This window comes from Shinella sp. (assembly GCF_035998705.1).
In the GTDB taxonomy this organism is placed as follows: Bacteria; Pseudomonadota; Alphaproteobacteria; order Rhizobiales; family Rhizobiaceae; genus Shinella.
Window position 1 is genome coordinate 281,435 of sequence record NZ_DASYHH010000012.1, and the last position, 20,398, is coordinate 301,832.

Below are 20,398 nucleotides of genomic sequence, written 5' to 3' on the forward strand. Positions count from 1 at the left end.
TAACACCATGTTCGATCTCATTATCCGCAATGCCAACCTGCCCGACGGCCGCCAAGGGTTCGACATCGGCCTCAAGGACGGCATCATCGCGACCATCGAGAAGCGGATCGATGCCGTCGCCGGCGAGGAGATCGATGCGACCGGGCGGCTGGCAAGCCCGCCCTTCTGTGATCCGCATTTTCACATGGATGCAACGCTGTCGCTCGGCATGCCGCGCATGAATGTCTCCGGCACGCTGCTCGAAGGCATCGCGCTCTGGGGCGAGTTGCGGCCGCTTCTGACGAAGGAAGCCCTGGTCGAGCGCGCGCTGCGCTACTGCGATCTCGCCGTCAGCCAGGGCCTGCTCTTCATTCGCAGCCATGTCGACACGTCCGACCCGCGCCTCGTCACGGCCGAGGCGCTGATCGAGGTCCGCGAACGGGTGGCACCCTATATCACGCTGCAACTCGTCGCCTTTCCGCAGGACGGCTACTACCGCGCGCCCGAAGGCGAGGCATCGCTGAAGCGCGCCCTCGACATGGGGCTCGATATCGTCGGCGGCATTCCGCATTTCGAACGCACGATGGACGAGGGACGACGTTCGCTCGAGGCGCTGTGCCGGATCGCGGCCGAGCGGGGCCTGCCGGTCGACATCCATTGCGACGAGACCGACGATCCGATGTCCCGCCACATCGAGACGCTGGCGGCGGAAACGGTACGCCACGGCCTGCAGGGACGCGTGGCCGGTTCCCACCTGACCTCCATGCACTCCATGGACAACTACTACGTCTCGAAGCTCATCCCGCTGATGGCGGAAGCCGAGATCAACGTCATCCCGAATCCGCTGATCAACATCATGCTGCAGGGCCGCCACGACACCTATCCGAAGCGGCGCGGCATGACGCGGGTGCGCGAACTGATGGCCGCCGGGCTCAACGTATCCTTCGGCCAGGACTGCACCATGGATCCCTGGTATTCGATGGGCTCTGCCGACATGCTCGAAGTCGGCCATATGGCGATCCATGTGGCACAGATGGGCGGAATCGAGGACAAGAAGAGGATCTTCGAGGCGCTTACCGTCAATTCGGCAAGGACCATGGGCCTTGACGGCTACGGTCTCGAGGTGGGCTGCAAGGCCGACCTGATCGTGCTCCAGGCCGCCGACGTCATCGAGGCGCTGCGGCTGAAGCCGACCCGCCTGGCCGTGGTCAAGGGCGGCAAGGTGATTTCACGCAGCGCGCCGCGGATCGGCGAACTCTTCCTCGACGGCCGGCCGGCGAGCATCGATCCGGGCCGCGACTACGTGCCGAACAATGGGTAGCCGTGAAGAGCTGATGCTGAGGTAGCTTCGTAGAACCACGGGATGTCCTTATGACTTGAAGCGCTTCATTCTCGCGCGCACCATGGTACGTGCACGCCATCTCGTGCGGCTCTTCCGACGTTGCGCGGCTCGAATTGAGATCCCACACGGCGGGACAGCGGGAAATCGCCATCATCATGTTCGGGCTCGATATCCTGGCCGGATTGAAACTTTGCAACTGCACGGCAAATCGCATAGTTGCAGCTAGCGCCTCCATAGCTGGGTTTACCTTCTGTGGGCGCTTTACCGGATTGCAGCCGCCCCTTCGGTTTTATAGCATTGACGGACAAGCGTTTAACCCGGAAGGTGGCGGGCCGCGTTGAACGAATATATGCCTCTTTCATACGAGGTAATCTTGAGGAGCTTCCCTTGCGCTATGTTCGCCCGAATTCGTTAGAGGATGCCATCGGCCTGTTGGCAGGGGCATCAGGCAATGCCGCGGTGCTGGCCGGCGGAAGCGATCTGCTGGTGAGAATGAAGGGTGGCTTTATCGAGCCTGACCTCGTCGTCGACATCAAGGCCATAGACGCCTTGGGACGTATCACCGAAAATGACGAAGGGTTCGTGATCGGCGCCGCTGTATCTTGCGCGGTCCTCGGCGAGAATGCGGCACTCCGGCGCGCTTGGCCCGGCGTGGTGGAAGGAGCCAGACTGATCGGCTCCAAGCAAGTGCAGGGACGCTGCACCATAGTCGGAAACCTCTGCAACGCGTCCCCGGCGGCTGACAGCGTACCGGCATTGGTTGCGGCCGGCGCCAAGGCTCTGATCCGAGGGCCAGCCGGCTCCCGCACGATTGCTGTCGAAATGGTGCCGGTCGGACCCGGCAGGACATCCCTTGCGCCCGGCGAGATCATCGAAGCCATTCTGCTCGACAAGCGCCCGCCACACTCGGGCGACGCCTATCAACGGTTCACGCCGCGCAGCGAGATGGACATCGCCGTCGTCAGTGCCGCGGTCAATCTCACCCTTGATGATCAGGGCGTCGTCGAGACAGCGCGCGTTGCGCTCGGCGCGGCGGCACCGACCGTGCTTCTGGTCGAAGAGGCCGCCAGGATCCTGGTTGGCTCCCGCCTCGACGAGCGGACGCTGGACCGCCTTGCCGAGGCCTGTTCCGGCGCCTGTCGCCCGATAGACGACAAGCGGGGCACTGTGGAATTCCGAAAGAAAGTCGCGGGCGTGCTGGCCAAACGGGTCGCACAGACCGCCTATCAACGTGCAGGACAGAAGTGATGGCAGGCATAGCGGTTTCGACGACAATCAATGGCGATCATGCCGAGTTCCTCTGTTATCCCGACGAGACGCTGCTTGACGTGTTGCGCGATCGTCTGGGACTGATGGGGGTGAAGGAAGGGTGCGGCACGGGCGACTGCGGCGCCTGCAGCATTATTCTCGACGATCGGCTGGTCTGCTCCTGTCTCGTGCTCGGGGCGGAGGCAGAAGGCCGGCATATCGCCACTGTCGAGGGCATGGCAGAGGGCGACAAGCTTCATCCGCTGCAGCAGAAGTTCCTTGAACATGCCGCCTTGCAGTGTGGGATCTGTACGCCAGGCTTCCTCATCGCCGCCAAGGATCTGCTGGCGAAAAACCCGGATCCGACGGAAGAGGAAATACGCTTCGGCCTCGCCGGAAATCTCTGTCGTTGCACCGGTTATGACAAAATCGTGCGTGCCGTTCAGGACGCCGCCAGCGTTATGAGAGGAGCATGACCATGGATTTTGATCCCAGCCACACGACACGAAACTTCTCTTCCGTGGGCACGAGGCCCATCCGGCCGGACGGCGTCGACAAGGTGACGGGCCGCGCGCGATACGGCGCCGATTTCAGCATGCCCGGCCAATTGGTCGGACGGATACTGCGAAGCCCGCACCCCCATGCCATCATTCGTAAGATCGACACGTCGAAGGCCGAGCAACTTCCCGGCGTGAAGGCCGTGGTGACGGCGGCGGACCTGCCGGACCTCACCGACGGCGACGCGGCGATGTATGACATTCTCGACAACTGTATGGCGCGCAAGAAGGCGCTGTACGATGGTCACGCCGTGGCCGCAGTGGCGGCAATCGATGCACCTACCGCAAAACAGGCACTCAAGCTCATTGAGGTCGAGTATGAACTCCTGCCGCACGTCACCGACGTTGACCAGGCATTTGCAGCAGGTTCTCCACTCGTCAACGACACGATGATCACAGCCGGCGTGGACCCCAGACCCGATCGCGCTTCGAATATCTCGATGCGGAGCCAGTTCGGGCACGGTGACGTCGATGCCGGCATGGCAAGGGCCGACTTCGTGGTCGAACTGACGTTCAAGACCGAACAGACGCATCAGGGCTATATCGAACCTCACGCCTGCGTGGCCAATGTCAGTGCGGACGGCACGGCGGAACTTTGGGTTTGCACGCAGGGCCACTTCGTCTATCGCCAACATTGCGCACAGCTGCTCGGCATGGACGCCTCCCGGCTGCGCGTGACGTCATCGGAAATCGGCGGCGGCTTCGGCGGCAAGACCCATGTCTGGGCTGAACCGGTCGCGCTCGCGCTGTCGCGCAAGGCCGGCAGGCCGGTCAAGCTGGTCATGACGCGTGACGAGGTGTTTCGCGCAACCGGTCCGACCAGTGCCACGTCGATCGACGTGAAAATCGGCGCGCTGAAGGACGGAACGATCGTCGCCGCCGATGCGACGCTTCGCTATTCGTGCGGTCCCTATGCAGGATCGTGGGCCGAGGTCGGCGCCATGACCGCATTTGCCTGCTACAAGCTCGAGAATGTCAGGACCGTCGGCTACGAAGTGCTGGTAAACCGGCCGAAGACTGCGGCATACCGTGCGCCTTCGGCGCCGATGGCGGCGTTTGCCGTAGAAAGCGCCATCGACGAACTTGCCAAGAAGGTCGGCATGGACGCTGTGGACTTCCGTATCCAGAACGCGGCACAGGAAGGGACCAAGGCATCCTACGGTCCCGTCTATGGTCCGATTGGCATCGGCCCGACACTGGAGGCCGTGAAAAACCACCCGCACATGAAGGCACCCCTTGGCGAGAACCAGGGGCGTGGCATGGCGTGCGGCTTCTGGTTCAACTTTGGCGGCCAGACCTGTGCCGATCTGAACATCGGAATGGACGGCACGGTCTCGCTCGCGGTCGGCACGGTGGATGTGGGTGGTTCGCGCGCATCCCTCTCGCTGGTGGCAGCAGAGGAACTCGGGATCGACTACGCGCAGGTCAGAGCGGTGATCGCCGATACGTCAAGCCTCGGCTACAATGATATGACCGACGGCAGCCGCGGCACCTTCTCGTCCTCGATGGCCACGATCTCCGCCGCCCGCAACGCAATCAAAATCCTCCGAGCGCGCGCCGCGCAGATGTGGGACATTCCTGCCGAGGATGTGGCTTGGGAAAAGGGCCATGCCGTCGCCAGGGGCCAGACGCACGGAAACCTTCCAAATCTGTCCCTCAAGGATATTGCGGCCGCATCGGGCACCACGGGCGGCCCGATTGCCGGTCATAGCGAGATCGTGGCCGACGGCGCCGGCGTATCCTTCGCGACCCACATCTGCGATATCGAGGTCGATCCCGAAACCGGGGCAAGCAAGGTCATACGCTACACGGTGGTGCAGGACGCCGGCAAAGCCGTGCATCCGACCTATGTCGAAGGGCAGTATCAAGGCGGCGCCGCACAAGGCATCGGCTGGGCGCTCAACGAAGAATATATCTACGGCAAGGATGGTCGACTGCAGAATGCCGGCTTTCTCGACTACCGCATTCCCGTGTGTTCGGACCTGCCCATGATAGACACACAGATCCTGGAAATTCCCAACCCCAACCATCCCTATGGGGTTCGCGGCGTCGGGGAAACGTCCATCGTCCCTCCGCTCGCGGCGGTGGCGAATGCAGTGTCCAATGCCGTGGGAGTGCGCATGCGGCATATCCCCATGTCGCCGCCACGGATCCTGGCAGCGCTCGAAGCATAAGGAGGCCCGATGGTCGAGGTGACGCTCTGGGGTGCGCTCGCCGCAGCGGCCGAGGGCAACAGCAAGGTCGAGGTCGAGGCAAAAAACATCAGGGAACTGTTCAAGAGGTTGAGTGAACGGTTCCCTGGGCTCACGCCACTGATGGATCGAGGGATTGCGGTTGCGATAGACGGGACGATCTATCGCGACACATGGTCGAAGGAACTACCAGCGGGAGCAGAAATCTACCTGTTGCCTAGACTGGCCGGCGGCTGAATCGGGTGCGTTCGCGATCTGGTCGGAAAGAATCAAAATGCCGTCGGGCCAGCCACTGTTGATTTGCACCGGGAACTGGCTCTGACGCACCATCACAGCCTGGGACCACACACCTAGGTGTTCGATCCCGGACTCGGAACATAACTCTAGTGAGCAACATACCGGTAGGCGACGAAGGAGAAAATTGCCACCGCGCATGCCGCCATTGCAAGCTGCGTCAGCCGGCGTTCGATGAAGTCGCGGACGGATTCGCCGTAGCGCTGCAACAGCCAGGCCAGGAGCATGAAACGCGCGCCACGCGCGACCACGGCCGAAACGATAAACAGCCATAGATTCACATGCGCGACGCCGGACAGAATGGTCACGACCTTGATCGGCGGCAGATGCGCGAACCCTGATGTGATAAGGAGCAAAATGATCGTCGAGAGATCGACAGACTGGCTCAATTGGTTGAAGGCGTCGAGCTTGCCATAGAATTCCAGCACCGGTTTGGCGACGGTCTCGAAGGCATAATAACCAAGGAACCACCCGGCGACGCCGCCGAGCACGGATGCGACGGTGGCGACAAACGCGTAACGCCAAACGCGATCGGGCCGGGCGAAGGCCATGGGTACGAAAAGCACATCCGCCGGCACGAGGAATATGGAGCTTTCGACAAACGCGACGACTGCGAGCCATTTTTCAGACGATTTTCGTCCTGCGAGGGATATCGTCCAGTCATACAAAGATCGAAACATCGGTTGCCCTTATCTCTTGCTGTCCACGGCCCATCGAATCATGGACATGGCGAGAGGAGGAATTACCGGATGCTGCCGACCAAGTCGCCATCGCGTTTCTCGATCTCGACCCATTTCCTCGTATCCGTCGCCGATTGACGTTTGTGGAAACGGTATGCGGTCTCGCTCCAGCGCAAGATGCGCGCCTGCAGATTGTCGAGGATGAAGTCGCCTCGATCGGTTGTGACCGTCAGGACCGCATGGCCTTCGCCATTCGGCTGGAAGACGACCGTGATCAGAAGATTGCTGACCGGGAAACCCCGGTCGATCAATTGCCGCCGCTTCTCGAGAACGATGTCGTCGCAGTCACCCGCGCCATTGACGGGGTAGGCCCAATATTCCTCCTGTCCCCAGGTCTCCATATCCGTTTGCGGAACGATCTCCGCGTTGACACGGCTATTGATTTCGATCAGCTCCCGCCATGTTTCCTGCGTCAGGACGAGTGGCTTCGGCTTGGCGGTTCGGATGCTGCATTTGACGGGAACCCGCTTGCAAAACTCGTAATGGCCGATCGGTGGTGCCGCATAGGCACCCGTCGGCATGCTCTGGTAGACTGCATTTGCAGCACCGGAGAAAGGCAAGACGAAGGCGGCGGCGGCGGCGCCAAAGAGCTTCATGGCCAGGTTCATGGGTTTCCCTCCATTGGTGGGAAGACCATAGGGATCGCAAATTTATTTCGCGAACAGGCGGGAAGCCGCTATTTAATCGATAGTTTAATAGTAAATTCAGGAAATGTTTGCGGGAGTATTAAATTAGGCCGCATGCATGCGAGGCAAAACCAGACTCGACTGCCAAGTCCGTCAAAGCCTCGCAGGCGACGCGGTCAGCCGGTTTCACCCACCCGCCGCACCAGCAACTTGTCGATCCGGCGGCCGTCCATGTCGATGACCTCGAAGCGCCAGCCTTCATAGTCGAAACGCTCGCCGGCGTTCGGGAGATGGCCGATCTGGAAGATCGCAAAGCCGGCGATGGTGTGGAAACTTCCTCCCGCTTTCATTCGCAGGCCGAGCCGGCTGAAAGCATCGTGCACGGACATCATGCCATCGATCAGCAACGAACCGTCCTCGCGATTGACGATTTCCGGCTCCTCTCCCTCCATGTCCGGGAGGTCGCCCGCGATGGCTTCGAGCAGGTCGGTTTGGGTCACGACGCCTTCGATCCCGCCATATTCATCCATGACGATCGCCAGGCGTACCGGAGCATTCTTGAACCGATCCAGTACCTTGAAGATCGGGGTCGCCTCGTGAACGGTCACGGGCTCGCGGATGACAGCCATGGGGTCGAGTTCCTGACCGTTGAGCACTTGATCGAGCAGATCCTTTTTGAAAATCATGCCCAGAAATTCGTCAATGCTCCCGCGCGCGATCAGCAACTGCTCATGTTCGCACTCGCGGATGGTCCGCAGCATCTCCTCGCGGTCGTCGTCTGTATCGACCCATTCGACGTCGCGACGCGGCGTCATGATGTCGGCGATCGGGCGGTCACCAATACTCAGAACCCGATCGACGACCTCCTGCTGCCCATGTTGAAGCAGGCCGGCTTCCTGGCTCGCGGCCACAAGCATTTTAATCTCTTCGGCCGAATGCAGGGATTCTTCGCCGGAACCGGGGCGCAAGCCGCAAAGCCGAAGCACGAGATTGCCCAGCCCGTTGAGCGTGACGATCGCGGGCTTGAGCAGGAAGAGAAAGAGGCCGAGCGGCCTGACGACAGCAAGCGCCGTGCTCTCGCTACGCTGAAGCGCAAGGCTCTTGGGCGCGAGCTCGCCCAGCACGATATGCAACGCGGTGATGATGACAAAGGAGATCACAACGGCGATCACATGCGAACTTGCCGTGGCGATGGAAGACGGAAGCGCGCTCAAGAGCGGTTCGATCAGATGGGCCAGTGCGGGTTCGCCGACCCAGCCGAGCGCGAGCGAGGAAATGGTGATGCCGAGCTGGGTAGCGGCCAGATTGGCATCGAGATTGTCGATGGCCCGCTGAAGGACGGAAGCGTTCATCCGCCCGGCCATGACAAGCTCGGCAACCCGGCTTTTTCGAACTGCTACCAGGGAAAACTCCGCCGCGACGAAGAAACCGTTCGCAGCCACGAGAAAAAGAACCGATACGATCCCAAGAATATCGGTCAAATTACTACTGCCATCGCCGTCAGGCATGATTTCCTCTCAAAAGAACGGCGCGAAATGTGCGCCTTCGCGACAAAAAAACAGCACCTCATGATGCCACCACTGTGATTGTATCCGACCTCAAACTCCAGAACCCGGCCGCCCGTAGACAGCCCTGCCTCTATCCTTTTCGGGTAAAGGGAGCGCGACGGGGCAATCGAGGCGGCTTGCTGGCGGCCGCCCTCAGCCGCCCTCGCCGGCCAGCGATCGAAGTTCGTCGATCTTGTCGTTCACCAGCCAGCCATAATAGTTCTCGACGGGCAATGTGCGCCCGGTTCCCTTGGCGACCGCCAGCCGCAATTCCGCAGCACGCCGGCGCGGTTGACCGACATTGTAGAGGGTGGCCGTGATGCCGGGATTGCCGGAAATATCGAATCCCTGCTCCGCATAGGCGTCGATGGCGTCCCGCAGAATGGCCGCGATGTAGAGAATGCTCCGGTCGGGATCCATGACATCGCGATAAATGGCCTGCGGCTTGTCTGGCGAAAGTTTTGGCAGACCGCTGAGCCGATTGACGAGGTCCGTGACCTGAAGCGCCGCCAGCGGGCTGATCTGGCCAAGACCGAAAGTCTGGCCGGCGTAGAAGGGCTGGAAGAACGCCCGCTGGAACGTCACCGGCTCGTAAGCGAGACCGTCGACCGTCCTGCCGCGAAAGTGCTCTTCCCACACCGCATCGCGGCAACTCCACAAATCGGCGCTGCCTTTCGCATCGGTGCAGGGAGCAAATTCCGCCCGTTGCACGAAAGCCTGCACAGAAGTTCCATTATAGCTGAATGTGAAGTCGGCATTGGCGTAGGCAAGCGCCTTGACATAGTAGGTCTGCACCCGGTCGACGGCACTGACATTAAACGTATGCTCTCCCACCAGGGCTCCGATGATATGGATGGGATCGATGCCATAGGCGACCGCAGCCTTGGGTATGAGGTTCGTCAGCTTCTTGTCGTTGCGCAGCAGGTCGACGATCTTGGCGTATTTTTCCGCGTAGGTGGTATTGAAGGCGCGTGTCCGAAGCGCCGAAGCGCGCGGGATGGCAGGCTGCTCGACAAACCGGTTGCCCGGTGGCACGACAACCATATTCTCCGCCGTCGCCGGCCCGGCCGATAGAGCCCCTCCCGCCGCAGTGGCCATTGCGATCGACAATGCGAGTGTCTTGAAGAAATCCATAAAATACGCCCATCACGCTATCCGAAACCGGCGAACGCCATCACCGGTAATCGGCCCTGACAGACAGTTAACGCGACAGCGCGATGCCGACAAGACGAAAGCAGGTGATCTTTCAGGCAGCCGCCCATGTGCGCGTGACGGCATTCTTTCAGGGTTGCAGCCGGAGGCCACAGACATCGAGATGCTGCGTAAAGGCGGGTGTCTGTGTCGTTTAGTGCGGGTTGCCGCTCTTCACGATGTTCCGGCCTGCTCTGTTGCATGCAAAATGAGCAACTTAAAGCGTCGGCCTTGCCCCCGACTGGCAGGCGGCTTAAAAGACGCGATCTACTGGGAATAGGATCGCCTTCCAAATGCCGAAGTCCGACTCATCCGCCGCGAAAAGTGTCGCTCCCGCCCTCACGCGCGGTCTGAAGCTTCTCGAGTTCATCGCCCGCAGCGACGAACGCCAGACGTTGACCGATATCGCCAGGGAACTGGACATTGCGATGAGTTCTGCCCATTCCCTGTGCAAGACGTTGCAGGCCGATGGCTATATCGAGCGGTTCTCCGACGGGTCGTTCGATCTGACGCTGAAAGTTCTGGACCTCGCCAGTTCCAAGATCAACAAGTATGACATAGTCCAGCATTTCTACGACATCTGCGACGAGATTCCCCTGATCCGCGAGAACGCGGCCGTCATCTCGGTTCTGGATGGCAGCGACGTCTTCTATATCGGCGTCCGTAATTCGCCGCAGCCGCTGGGAGTAACGTTCAAGGTCGGAATGCGCCTTCCCGCCTGCTGCACGGCAACGGGAAGAGCTTTTCTGGCGGCCATGACCGATCGCGAGGTCAAAGCGCTGTACCCCGCCGAAAAACTGCCGCAGGTCACCAAGGCCAGCACGGAAACCCGGACGGAACTTCTCGCAATTCTCGCCGAGGCGCGCAAAAACGGCTACGCGGTGGAGAAGGGCGGTACGCGTCCGCACATGTATTCCTACGGCGCGCGCCTGACGAGTTCCGTCGGTCGATCGACGGCCAGCGTCGCCGTCATGCTGTATGAAAGCGACGCTACGCCCGAAGTCGAGATCAAGGCCGTTGCCGCGGTGCAGGAGCTCGCCACCCGCCTGTCGCGCTTCGGCCAGATCGTCGCCTGATCACGCCCTTATCCTGATCTCCCTACCCCATTGCCGCACGGAGCTTGACCGCTCCGCCGTAATTCGATATTCACTCAATTATTCCATATATGGAATTTGATTTTTTATATCGAATTTCATAAGGACCAGGAGGGGATATTGACCAGGTTTATTGCTGCGGCCGTGCAGGCCGCCCCTGTTGCCGGCGACACGGCCGCGACCGTCGAAAAGACAAAAGCTCTGATCCGCGAAGCCGCCGGCCGTGGCGCAGATGTCGTCGTGTTCCCGGAGGCCTTCATTGGCGGATATCCGAAGGGCGCGAATTTCGATATCCACATCGGCGGCCGCACGCCTGCCGGCCGCCAGGAGTTCGCTGATTATCATGCGGGCGCGATTGCCGTGCCAGGCCCCGAGACGGACGATGTCGCCGAGGTTGTGCGCGAGGTCGGCATCCACCTGACGATCGGCGTCATCGAGCGGGAGGGCGGAACGCTCTATTGCACTGCCCTCTATTTCACGCCCGACGGTTTTGCCGGAAAGCACCGCAAGCTGATGCCCACGGCGGCGGAGCGGCTGTGCTGGGGCTTCGGCGACGGCTCCACCCTGGACCCCGTGGATACGCCCTGGGGGCCGATGGGCGCCGTGATCTGCTGGGAAAACTACATGCCGATGATGCGTATGGCGATGTACGGCAAGCGTGTCGCCATCTATTGCGCGCCGACGGCGGACGACCGCGACAGTTGGGCCTCGACGATGCGTCATATCGCGCTGGAAGGCCGTTGTTTCGTGATATCCACCTGCCAGTATCTGACGCGTGCCGATTTCCCGGCGGCAATGGTCAACCGGATCACCGACGGGCCTTCGGACGTCCTGATGCGCGGCGGCGCCATCATAATCGATCCTCTCGGTCGGGTGGCCGCAGGCCCCGATTATTCCGGCGAAACGATCCTGACGGCCGAACTCGACACGGACGATGTCGCGCGTGCGCAATTCGATTTCGATGTCGTCGGCCATTACGCCCGGCCCGACGTCTTCACCCTGATCGTGAACGAAGACCCGCAATCGCCTGTCGTGGCCATGCGCACGCGATAGGCGAATTCAATATCGCCAGCCTGTTTTCAACCCGCTCCATGTACGATGGAGCGGGCGCTTCACGTTATATATAACATATTGAATAATAAAGAATATTTTGAAAACTTGCCGCTCGGGACGGTTGACATCGACGCGAAGTTCTTTATATCGAATGTTATTCTATATTTCGAATTACAGAATGCGCCGGCGCTCCTTGCGACGGCTCGCGGGGAAGGGAAAGTCGATGGTCTTCCATATGGAATATGCGCGCACGGTTCCGGAGCGTCGGCCCAAGGGCCACGAGCCTGCGGCTCCCCGCCACGCTCTGCGCTGGACGAAGCCGGTTGCGACCATCATTTCGGATTACTTCGCTTTGCAGGGTCAGGATCTCCCATGGGAAAGCCAGAATGCTTTCTTCCATATGGTCCAAACGAGCTTCTCCGGTCCGGACGGCCCGGAGGCCTCCGAGATCATGCGCAGCATCGACGACGCCGGCCATGTCAATGCGGTGATCGTCGGCTACTGGACGGACGCCGTCGCCCATGCCCGCTTCTGTCTCACCGCTCCGCTGATGGCGTGGTTTGCGGACGAGGCGCGCCTGTCGGGACCACACGGTGTCTGGCGCGAGACGCTCTGCGTGCCCTATGACAGGCACGAGACGATCTATTCGGAAAACTGGTACCGGGTCGGTATTGGACGCACGGCGGACAGCGAGATCGTCCCGATCACCACCAACGGCTTTTTCGGCGCGGCGCGCGACCGCATTCCCCTCTCGGCGATCGATATCCTGCAATCGCCGCATGGAACGACGGTGCCGCGCGCCAGCAAGGCCTTTGCCGGCAAGGGCCAACGGCTGATGGTCCTGGCGCCCGTCAATATGGTCACCCTGCGTTCCGGGCAATACTGGGGCCATGCGAAGGAAGAGCAACTCGGCGACTATGTCGACAACATGCGGCCGCGGCTGATGACCGGAATGAACTACCTCGTGGATAACAAGCAGGAAACCGGCACGCTTGCCCTGCGCGTACTGACCAATCTGGGCGAGGACGGAACGGAGCTGAAGGAGACCTCGGTGGTCGCCCATTTCCTCTCCCTTGAAAACCTCGAGGGATGGGCGGCGTCCCACAAGACGCATCTCGACATCTACCGGCATGCGATCGCGATGAACCGGAAGTACAAGCAGGAGCGCGAGTTCGTTTCCTGGCATGAGCTTTTCGTGAGCCTGGGCGCACGGTTCGACTATGTGAACTGTCACCCCGAGACAGGCTTGTTGCCCTTTGTCGATGCGTTCCATATCGGCTGATACGCGGGTTGTTGATGAGAAGAGAAGGCCACGCCCTTGACAGGGGTGGGTAAACGACGCAAAAATTCATCAAGTTGAACTATATTCCATATATAGAATTATAAGTGGGGAATTCTCATGACTGTCATCCGCCCTGATAGGGAGGAGCTCCGCTCCGTCGCGAAAAGCCTGTCCCTCGATCTTTCGGACAGCGATCTGGAGTTCTTTCATGATGCGATGCAGCCCGCGTTCGACCTCTATGACCGCGTCGACGCCGAACAGGATTATCTGCCGCCCGTCAAATATCCGAGAACGCCCGGTGTCCGACCGGCAGAAGGCTCCGATCCCCTCAACGCCTGGTATGTTCGCACGGACATAAAGGGAGCCAGCGAGGGCAGGCTCGCCGGCCGCACGGTCGCGATCAAGGACAACATCGCCGTCGCCGGCGTGCAGATGACGAACGGCGCCTCGATCCTCGAGGGCTACGTTCCCGATGTCGATGCGACCGTGGTGACGCGCCTGCTCGACGCCGGCGCAACAATTGCCGGCAAGGCGCAATGCGAATGTCTCTGTCTATCTGGCGGCTCCCATACGGGTTCGCAGGGGCCGGTGCGCAATCCGCACAATCCCGATCACTCGGCCGCAGGATCGTCCTCCGGCTGCGCCGCGCTCGTGGCGAGCGGCGAGGTTGACCTGGCGATCGGCGGCGATCAGGGCGGCTCGATCCGGACACCCGCCTCCTACTGCGGCATCGTCGGCATGAAACCGACATGGGGCCTCGTTCCCTATACCGGCGCAATGCCGATCGAACTGACGATCGATCATCTCGGGCCGATGACGCGCACCGTCGCCGACAACGCCCTCATGCTGGAAGTGATCGCCGGTCCCGACGGGCTCGACCCGCGCCAGCCCACGCTTCTGCAACCGCAAGCCTACACGGACGCGTTGGGCAAGAGCGTGGAAGGCTTGCGGATCGGCATCCTGAGCGAAGGCTTCGGTCATCCGGAATCCGAAGCGGCGGTGGATGCGAGCGTGCGCAGCGCAGCGGCCCGGTTCCGCGATCTCGGCGCGATCGTCGAAGAGGTTTCGGTTCCGATGCACCGGCTCGGCCCGGCGCTCTGGATCGTCGTGGCTTTCGAGGGCGCCACCGAACAGCTGATGAAGGGCAATGGCCACGGCTACAACTGGAAAGGTCTTTTCATCACCAGCATGATCGAGGCCCAGGCGGCATGGCGCGCGCGCGCCAACGAACTGCCGGACACCGTCAAGCAGACGATGCTGATCGGCGAGAGCATGATCCGCGCCGGCGGTGGACGCTATTACGCCAAGGCCCAGAACCTGACGCGGAAGCTTCGGCAGGACTACGACGCGGCGCTGGCGCGCCACGACATCCTGCTCATGCCGACGACACCGATGAAGGCGCCGCCCCTGCCGGGCGCCGATGCGTCCCGGTCGATGGCACTCCGCCGCGCCACGGAAAACATGACCAACACGTTTCCGTTCGACCTCACGAGCCATCCGGCCATCAGCATTCCGTGCGGCAAGGTGGATGGCCTGCCTATCGGCATGATGCTCGTCGGACGGCACTTCGACGAAATGACGCTCTACCGCGCCGCCCACGCCTTCGAGAAGCTGGGGGAGTAAGCCGGCGAACATCCCGAACTCGAATCCAAATCACCAAAAAAGGGGAATACGATGACCATATCGAGACGTGAATTTCTGAAGCGCGCGGCGACCTCGTCCGCCGTCCTGGCCGTGGGGCCTGCCTTGCTGGAATCCCGTGCGTTCGCGGCCGACGATATCCTTGTCGGGGGAATCCATGATTTGTCCGGCGGGCTCGACCTCTATGGCAAGCCGATGGCGGATGCGCTTATCCTGGCCGCCGAGGAGATCAACGAGGCCGGCGGCCTGCTCGGCCGGCAGATCAAGCTGATCACCCGGGATCCGCAATCCAACATGCAGCAATATACGCAGATCTCCCAGAAGATGGCGCTTGGCGACAAGGTGGCCGTCGTTCAGGGCGGCATGACGTCTTCCTCGCGCGAGGTCATCCGCCCCGTGCTGCAAAAGGCGAAGACGCTCTATTTCTACAACACCCAGTATGAAGGCGGCGTGTGCGACCGCAACACCTTCTGCACCGGCGCGACGCCGGCGCAGAACCTGGCGTCCGCCGTACCGGAGGCCATCAGCCGCTTCGGCAAGAAGATCTACGTCGTTGCCGCTGACTACAACTACGGCCAGATCATTTCCGAATGGGTGAAGAAATATGCCAAGGAGCAGGATGGCGAGGTTGTCGCCGTCGAGTTCTTCCCGCTCGATGTCTCCGAGTTCGGCCCGACCATCCAGAAGATCCAGGCCGCGGCGCCCGACATGGTCTTCTCGGCGCTCGTCGGCGGCGCGCATGTTTCCTTCTACCGGCAATGGGCGGCGGCGGGCCTCAATGGCAAGATCCCGCTGGTTTCCAGTACCTTCAGCCACGGTCAGGAGCAGGTTGTCCTCTCCGCCGAGGAAAGCAACGGCATCATCACGTTCGCCAGCTACTTCGAGTCCATCGACTCTCCCGTCAACAAGGCCTTCATCGAGCGCTGGCACAAGCGCTTCGGCGACGACTATCCCGTCGTGACCGAGTTCGCCTGCAACACCTATCAGGGCATGCATCTCTGGGCCAAGGCCGTCGCGCAGGCCGGCACCACCGATCGCATTCCGGTCATAGAGGCGCTGGAAACCGGCATTTCGCTGGATGGCCCGAGCGGCAAGGTCACGATCGATCCGCAGACCCATCACGTAAAACTCGACGCCCGCATGGCCGAGACCGAGAACCAGAAGTTCAAGATCCTGAAGCAGTGGGATCAGCAGGCGTCCGTCGATACCCAGGCGGTCTGCAACCTGACTGAAAATCCGGACACAAACGAACAGTTCGTCATCAGGCCGTAACGACGGCCCCTCCCGGAGCCGTTCGGCCGCCGACGACGGGCCGAACGGCTTGAAGATCTTTTCACGAGGCATGTCTCGCTCCTTTTCCGCATATGGAGGGGCGGGCCATTCCCATTACAAAGGATGCAAGCCGTGACCTTTGCATTGACCGCCGGGCTGGAGATTCTCGCCGGCGTTTCGAGCCTCATCCTGATCGCCCTCGGCCTTGCCATCGTCTTCGGCATGATGCGCGTGATCAATCTCGCCCATGGCGAATTCCTGATGCTGGGTGCCTATACGGCCATCATGGCAGTGAAGCATGGCGTGAATTTTTACGTCGCCATTCTCGTCGTCGCGCCCGTCGTCGTGGGCTTGCTCGGCCTTGTCGTCGAGCGCCTGGTCGTTCGCCATCTCTATGGCCGTATCATCGACACGATGCTCGCGACATGGGGCCTGTCGCTACTCTTCGTCGGTCTGGTCACCACGTTCTTCGGAAACACGACGACCGGCATCTCTTCGCCGATCGGGGCCGTGACGCTCGGAAGCGCCAATGTAAGCGGCTACAAGTTTTTCATCATCGGCGTGTCGATCGTCACGGTGCTTCTGCTGGTTCTTCTCTTCAAGAAGACCGAATTCGGGCTGATCGCGCGTGCGACGATGCAGAATCCGGACATGGCCGCCGCGGTCGGCGTCGATCCGAAGCGCACCTACGCGATCACCTTCGGGCTCGGCGCGGCACTCGCCGGCCTCGCAGGCGGCGTCATGGCGCCGATCACCGGCGTGCTGCCCAGTATCGGAACGAGCTTCGTCGCCAAGGCCTTCATCACCGTCATCGGCGGTGGCGCATCGGTGGTTGCAGGCACGCTCACTGCATCCAGCCTGTTCGGCACGGTCAACCAGGTCGCCAGCTTCCTCACGACCCCCGTCTTCGGCGAAGTCGCGATGCTGCTTGCTGCCGTCATCCTTGTCCGCCTCATGCCGAAGGGCATCACCGGGCGGCTTTTCAGAGGAAGCATCTGATGACCATGGATTGGAACAATCGAGCTGCAGCCCTGGGAGCAGGGGGCGGAGCGCTGCTTGCCATCCTTCTCTTCCCCGTGATCTTCAACGAGTACGAAATCCTGCAGATGACGATCTACGTCATCCTGGCGATCCTCGCGCTGTCGCTTGCCTTCATCTGGGGCTTCGGCGGAATCCTGTCCTTCGGCCATGCCATGTTCTTCGGGCTGGGCGCCTATTCCTACGCGATCGCCTCGATCAATTTAGGCGAGACAACATCGGCGCTGCTGCTGGCGATCGTCGTTCCATGCCTGTTTGCCGCGGCACTCGGCTATCTCATGTTCTACGGAAGGGTCAGCGACGTCTATCTCGGAGCGATCACGCTCACCGTGTCGCTCATCTTCTTCAAGGTCGCGAATTCCACCTCCGGCCCGGCATACAAGATCGGAAAGGCGCCGCTTGGCGGGTTCAACGGCATTCCCTCCGTACCGCGCCTCACGGTTCCGGGCTTCACCGCCCCGGAACTCGACACGATCGGGCTGTTTACGCTCTGCATCGTCGTTCTCGCGGCCACCTATGTCGGCCTGCGGTATCTGGTTTCCAGCGATTTCGGGCGCATCGTTGTTTCTGTCAGGGAAAACGAGAGGCGCTCCGAGCTGCTGGGCTACGACGTGCGCCGCTACAAGCTGGTGACCTTCATCATCGGCGCGGGTATCGCCGGCCTCGCGGGCTGCCTCTATGCAAACTGGGGCAACTATACGGATCCGACCGTCTTTGCACTTTCGCAGTCGGTGCAGATCATCATCTGGATCGTGGTCGGCGGCGTCGGCACGTTCATCGGACCAATTCTTGGTTGCTTCTTCATCCAGTGGCTGACGACATGGCTGACGACGGTCGACACGATCAACAAGGACGTCATACTCGGCGCCATTCTGACATTGATGGTGCTGCTGCTCCCGCAAGGGTTCGTGCCGACGCTGCAACAGCTTGCGCGCACGATACAGGCGCGGACGATCCGCCAGCAGGAGAAAGCGGCATGACCAACGCAGCGCCTCTCGTTGAAACGAAAGACCTCGGAATCCAATTCGGCGGACTGAAGGCCGTCCAAGGCGTCGACTTCTCCCTGGCGCAGGGAGAGCTGCGGTGTCTCATAGGCCCCAACGGCGCCGGAAAGACGACCTTCTTCCGCCTGCTGACGGGCGTCCACCGACCATCGGCCGGAAGCGTGGCGATCGACGGCGTGCCGATCCGGGGTCTGCAAACTCACCAGATCGCCGATCTCGGGGTCGGCATCAAGACGCAGATCCCCAGCCTCTTCGACAATCTCAGCGTCCGGGAAAATCTCTGGCTTTCGGCGCGCAGGCGCAATCGGCGGGCGCAGGCCGATCGCATCACCGACGAGGTCCTCGAAACCATCAGGCTCAGGGCCGAGTCCTTGACCGAGGTGGCGAAGCTTTCCCATGGCCAGCGGCAATGGGTCGAACTCGGGGTGGTCATTGCCGGCCGTCCCAAGCTGATCCTGCTCGACGAACCGGCCGCTGGCATGACCGGGCGCGAGCGCGAACGAACCGCCGAGCTCATCCGCGAGATCAATGGCCGTTGCGCGATCATCGTCGTCGAACACGACATGGAGTTCATCAAGATGATCGCCAAGACGATAACGGTCTTCAACCGTGGGCAGGTCTTGATGGAGGACACGGTCGATCGGGTCCTCTCCGACCAGCGGGTGAAGGACGTCTATCTGGGCAAGCAGGCAGGAGGTGTGACGCTATGATCCTTTCGGTTTCCGGTCTCGCATCCGGCTATGGCGCCATTCCCATCCTGCACGACATCGGTTTCGATGTCGCCGACGGCGAATGCGTCGGCATCTGGGGACATAACGGCATGGGCAAGACGACGTTGCTCACGACCCTGCTTGGCTATCGCGCCATGACGCGCGGCAAGATCACATTCGCCGGCAAGGACGTGACGCGGATGCCGACGCACCATCGTGCCCGAAGCGGCATGGGCCTCGTGCCGCAGGGACGGCAGATATTTCCGGCGCTGACGGTCGCGGAAAACCTGCGCATGGGCAGCGCTGTTTCGGGCGGACATCGAAAAGGCGTCACCGAGGAGGTTCTCGAACTCTTCCCGCGGCTGAAGCCGCTGCTTCAGCGGACCGGCGGCCTTTTGTCGGGCGGCGAGCAGCAGCTCCTGGCGCTGGCTCGGTGCCTGTGCGGCGAGCCCAAGGTGATGATGCTCGATGAGCCGACCGAGGGCATCCAGCCATCGATCAATGAGGAGATCGTCGACACGCTGATGGATTTGCGCAGGCGCAAGGGCCTGACCCTCATCGTGGTGGAGCAACGACGCGAATTCATCGCCGCACTCTCAGACCGGGTACTGATCATGCAGAAGGGCACGATCGCGCAGGAAGTGCGTCCGCGCGATCTGCTTGCGATGGAAGAGCTGCACTGAGCGTTCGAGGGAGCCGCACATCCAATCCGGGGAATGTGATGAAGACCTCGCTGCGCATGAAACTGCTGGGACACACGTCAGCGCGGCAACCGGTCGCCACACATCAGCTCACGCGAGCGAACCGCTCAAGCCCCGCACCGACAATTCGTCCCAAAAGCGGTCCAGGGTTTTCGACCCCGTCGATCGGTTGCGAATGAGGACGATATCGATAGGCTCGCGCCAGGAAGAGGCGCCGATGACATGCAAGCTGCCGCGCGCGATATCGTCGCGAACAAGGCTTAAGGGAAGCCAAGCGATCCCTTTGGCGACACCGGGACGGAGCGACGCGGTCGAGGCCGGACGTCGCTGTCCTTCGCGATCGAGGCCAGCAGCTTGCTGCTCGACCGGTTCCCCGGCGAAGCGACGCGCAAGGTCGTCGATATTTCCTCGAACGGCACCAACAACGACGGCATTCCGGTGACGCAGAGCCGCGACAAGGCTGTCGGCAGGGGCCATGTCATCAATGCCATCGTGCTTTCAGCCGTCGAGGTCGGCGTGACCGACGATCTGCCGGGCTACTTCCGGCAAAGCGTGATCGGCGGTCCGGCCTCTTTCGTGATCGCGCCCCATGGGCCGGACGATTATGTGGCGGCACTGCGCCGCAAACTTGTGCTGGAAATCGCAGGGTTGTCTGACCGCGCGGCGGATGCGGGGACGATGCGCCTTGCATTCCATGCCGGCCGCAGCGGCCAGATAGCAATCGGGCCGGAGGGCGGCTCTTGGCGGAACTGATCGCGCGCTGTCCGCCGCCGTCGACGGTCGCGGCCTCTCTCGATGCCTGCGCGACACGGTATGTGCCCCTTGTCCGCACGATCCCCGACTTCGACGGTTTTGCGACCAGCAAGCGACCGGTGCGGCATTGAATG

19 protein-coding genes and 1 pseudogene are annotated in these 20,398 nt (G+C 61.4%); 16 read left to right on the plus strand and 4 right to left on the minus strand.

Annotated features, from left to right (window positions below):
* The first annotated feature begins 7 nt into the window (after positions 1-7).
* The 5 genes from VGN93_RS11100 to VGN93_RS11120 all read left to right on the plus strand — a co-directional run bounded on the left by VGN93_RS11100 (position 8) and on the right by VGN93_RS11120 (position 5,555).
* Positions 8-1,300: an amidohydrolase family protein gene (locus tag VGN93_RS11100; protein WP_327507565.1), complete on the plus strand. Its 1,293-nt coding sequence runs from the start codon at positions 8-10 to the stop codon at positions 1,298-1,300.
* Between the two features lie 408 nt (positions 1,301-1,708).
* Positions 1,709-2,569, plus strand: a complete 861-nt coding sequence (locus VGN93_RS11105; protein WP_327507566.1) for a xanthine dehydrogenase family protein subunit M — start codon at positions 1,709-1,711, stop codon at positions 2,567-2,569.
* Positions 2,569-3,045, plus strand: coding sequence for a (2Fe-2S)-binding protein (locus VGN93_RS11110; RefSeq protein ID WP_319317009.1), 477 nt, complete (start codon positions 2,569-2,571; stop codon positions 3,043-3,045). The genes VGN93_RS11105 and VGN93_RS11110 overlap by 1 nt, the downstream gene beginning before the upstream one ends.
* Before the next feature lie 2 nt (positions 3,046-3,047).
* Positions 3,048-5,300 carry a xanthine dehydrogenase family protein molybdopterin-binding subunit gene (locus tag VGN93_RS11115; RefSeq protein WP_327507594.1) on the plus strand — a complete coding sequence of 751 codons (2,253 nt, stop codon included), beginning with the start codon at positions 3,048-3,050 and terminating at the stop codon, positions 5,298-5,300.
* 9 nt (positions 5,301-5,309) lie between these two features.
* A complete protein-coding gene (locus VGN93_RS11120) occupies positions 5,310-5,555 on the plus strand; it encodes a MoaD/ThiS family protein (RefSeq protein ID WP_319317012.1) in 246 nt (81 codons plus the stop codon).
* Between the two features lie 146 nt (positions 5,556-5,701).
* Here VGN93_RS11120 and VGN93_RS11125 read toward each other — a convergent pair whose 3' ends face one another.
* From VGN93_RS11125 to VGN93_RS11140, 4 genes are all read right to left on the minus strand, one after another.
* Positions 5,702-6,292, minus strand: a complete 591-nt coding sequence (locus VGN93_RS11125) for a YqaA family protein (protein ID WP_327507567.1) — start codon at positions 6,290-6,292, stop codon at positions 5,702-5,704.
* 62 nt (positions 6,293-6,354) lie between these two features.
* Positions 6,355-6,960: a transglutaminase-like cysteine peptidase gene (locus VGN93_RS11130; RefSeq protein ID WP_319317018.1), complete on the minus strand. Its 606-nt coding sequence runs from the start codon at positions 6,958-6,960 to the stop codon at positions 6,355-6,357.
* A 194-nt stretch (positions 6,961-7,154) separates the two neighbouring features.
* Complete coding sequence (locus tag VGN93_RS11135; RefSeq protein ID WP_319317021.1) at positions 7,155-8,486, minus strand: hemolysin family protein; 1,332 nt, start codon at positions 8,484-8,486, stop codon at positions 7,155-7,157.
* A gap of 192 nt (positions 8,487-8,678) precedes the next feature.
* Entirely contained in the window at positions 8,679-9,623 is a 945-nt protein-coding gene (locus VGN93_RS11140; protein WP_319317135.1) for a DUF1402 family protein, read from the minus strand.
* A 386-nt stretch (positions 9,624-10,009) separates the two neighbouring features.
* On the opposite strand from VGN93_RS11140, the gene VGN93_RS11145 reads away from it, so the two are divergent.
* The 11 genes and pseudogenes from VGN93_RS11145 to VGN93_RS11195 all read left to right on the plus strand — a co-directional run bounded on the left by VGN93_RS11145 (position 10,010) and on the right by VGN93_RS11195 (position 20,395).
* On the plus strand, positions 10,010-10,792 hold the full coding sequence (locus tag VGN93_RS11145) for an IclR family transcriptional regulator (protein ID WP_319317024.1): 783 nt from the start codon (positions 10,010-10,012) through the stop codon (positions 10,790-10,792).
* 138 nt (positions 10,793-10,930) lie between these two features.
* Positions 10,931-11,863: a nitrilase-related carbon-nitrogen hydrolase gene (locus VGN93_RS11150; RefSeq protein ID WP_319317026.1), complete on the plus strand. Its 933-nt coding sequence runs from the start codon at positions 10,931-10,933 to the stop codon at positions 11,861-11,863.
* A 223-nt stretch (positions 11,864-12,086) separates the two neighbouring features.
* Positions 12,087-13,145 (plus strand): phenylacetaldoxime dehydratase family protein, encoded by a 1,059-nt coding sequence (locus tag VGN93_RS11155; RefSeq protein WP_327507568.1) that lies wholly within the window; start codon positions 12,087-12,089, stop codon positions 13,143-13,145.
* A 117-nt stretch (positions 13,146-13,262) separates the two neighbouring features.
* Positions 13,263-14,768, plus strand: a complete 1,506-nt coding sequence (locus VGN93_RS11160) for an amidase (RefSeq protein ID WP_319317032.1) — start codon at positions 13,263-13,265, stop codon at positions 14,766-14,768.
* Positions 14,769-14,819: 51 nt separating this feature from the next.
* Positions 14,820-16,058 (plus strand): transporter substrate-binding protein, encoded by a 1,239-nt coding sequence (locus tag VGN93_RS11165; protein ID WP_319317035.1) that lies wholly within the window; start codon positions 14,820-14,822, stop codon positions 16,056-16,058.
* Positions 16,059-16,190: 132 nt separating this feature from the next.
* Positions 16,191-17,057 (plus strand): ABC transporter permease subunit, encoded by an 867-nt coding sequence (locus tag VGN93_RS11170; protein ID WP_413818643.1) that lies wholly within the window; start codon positions 16,191-16,193, stop codon positions 17,055-17,057.
* Positions 17,057-18,076: a branched-chain amino acid ABC transporter permease gene (locus VGN93_RS11175; RefSeq protein WP_319317041.1), complete on the plus strand. Its 1,020-nt coding sequence runs from the start codon at positions 17,057-17,059 to the stop codon at positions 18,074-18,076. The genes VGN93_RS11170 and VGN93_RS11175 overlap by 1 nt, the downstream gene beginning before the upstream one ends.
* Positions 18,073-18,810 carry an ATP-binding cassette domain-containing protein gene (locus VGN93_RS11180; RefSeq protein WP_319317044.1) on the plus strand — a complete coding sequence of 246 codons (738 nt, stop codon included), beginning with the start codon at positions 18,073-18,075 and terminating at the stop codon, positions 18,808-18,810. The genes VGN93_RS11175 and VGN93_RS11180 overlap by 4 nt, the downstream gene beginning before the upstream one ends.
* Complete coding sequence (locus VGN93_RS11185) at positions 18,807-19,493, plus strand: ABC transporter ATP-binding protein (protein ID WP_319317047.1); 687 nt, start codon at positions 18,807-18,809, stop codon at positions 19,491-19,493. Before VGN93_RS11180 ends, VGN93_RS11185 begins: the two co-directional genes overlap by 4 nt.
* A gap of 327 nt (positions 19,494-19,820) precedes the next feature.
* A pseudogene (locus VGN93_RS11190) lies at positions 19,821-20,264 on the plus strand (DUF1194 domain-containing protein); the annotation flags it as partial.
* On the plus strand, positions 20,252-20,395 hold the full coding sequence (locus VGN93_RS11195; protein WP_319317068.1) for a hypothetical protein: 144 nt from the start codon (positions 20,252-20,254) through the stop codon (positions 20,393-20,395). The pseudogene VGN93_RS11190 and the gene VGN93_RS11195, both read left to right, overlap by 13 nt.
* Positions 20,396-20,398 lie beyond the last annotated feature (3 nt).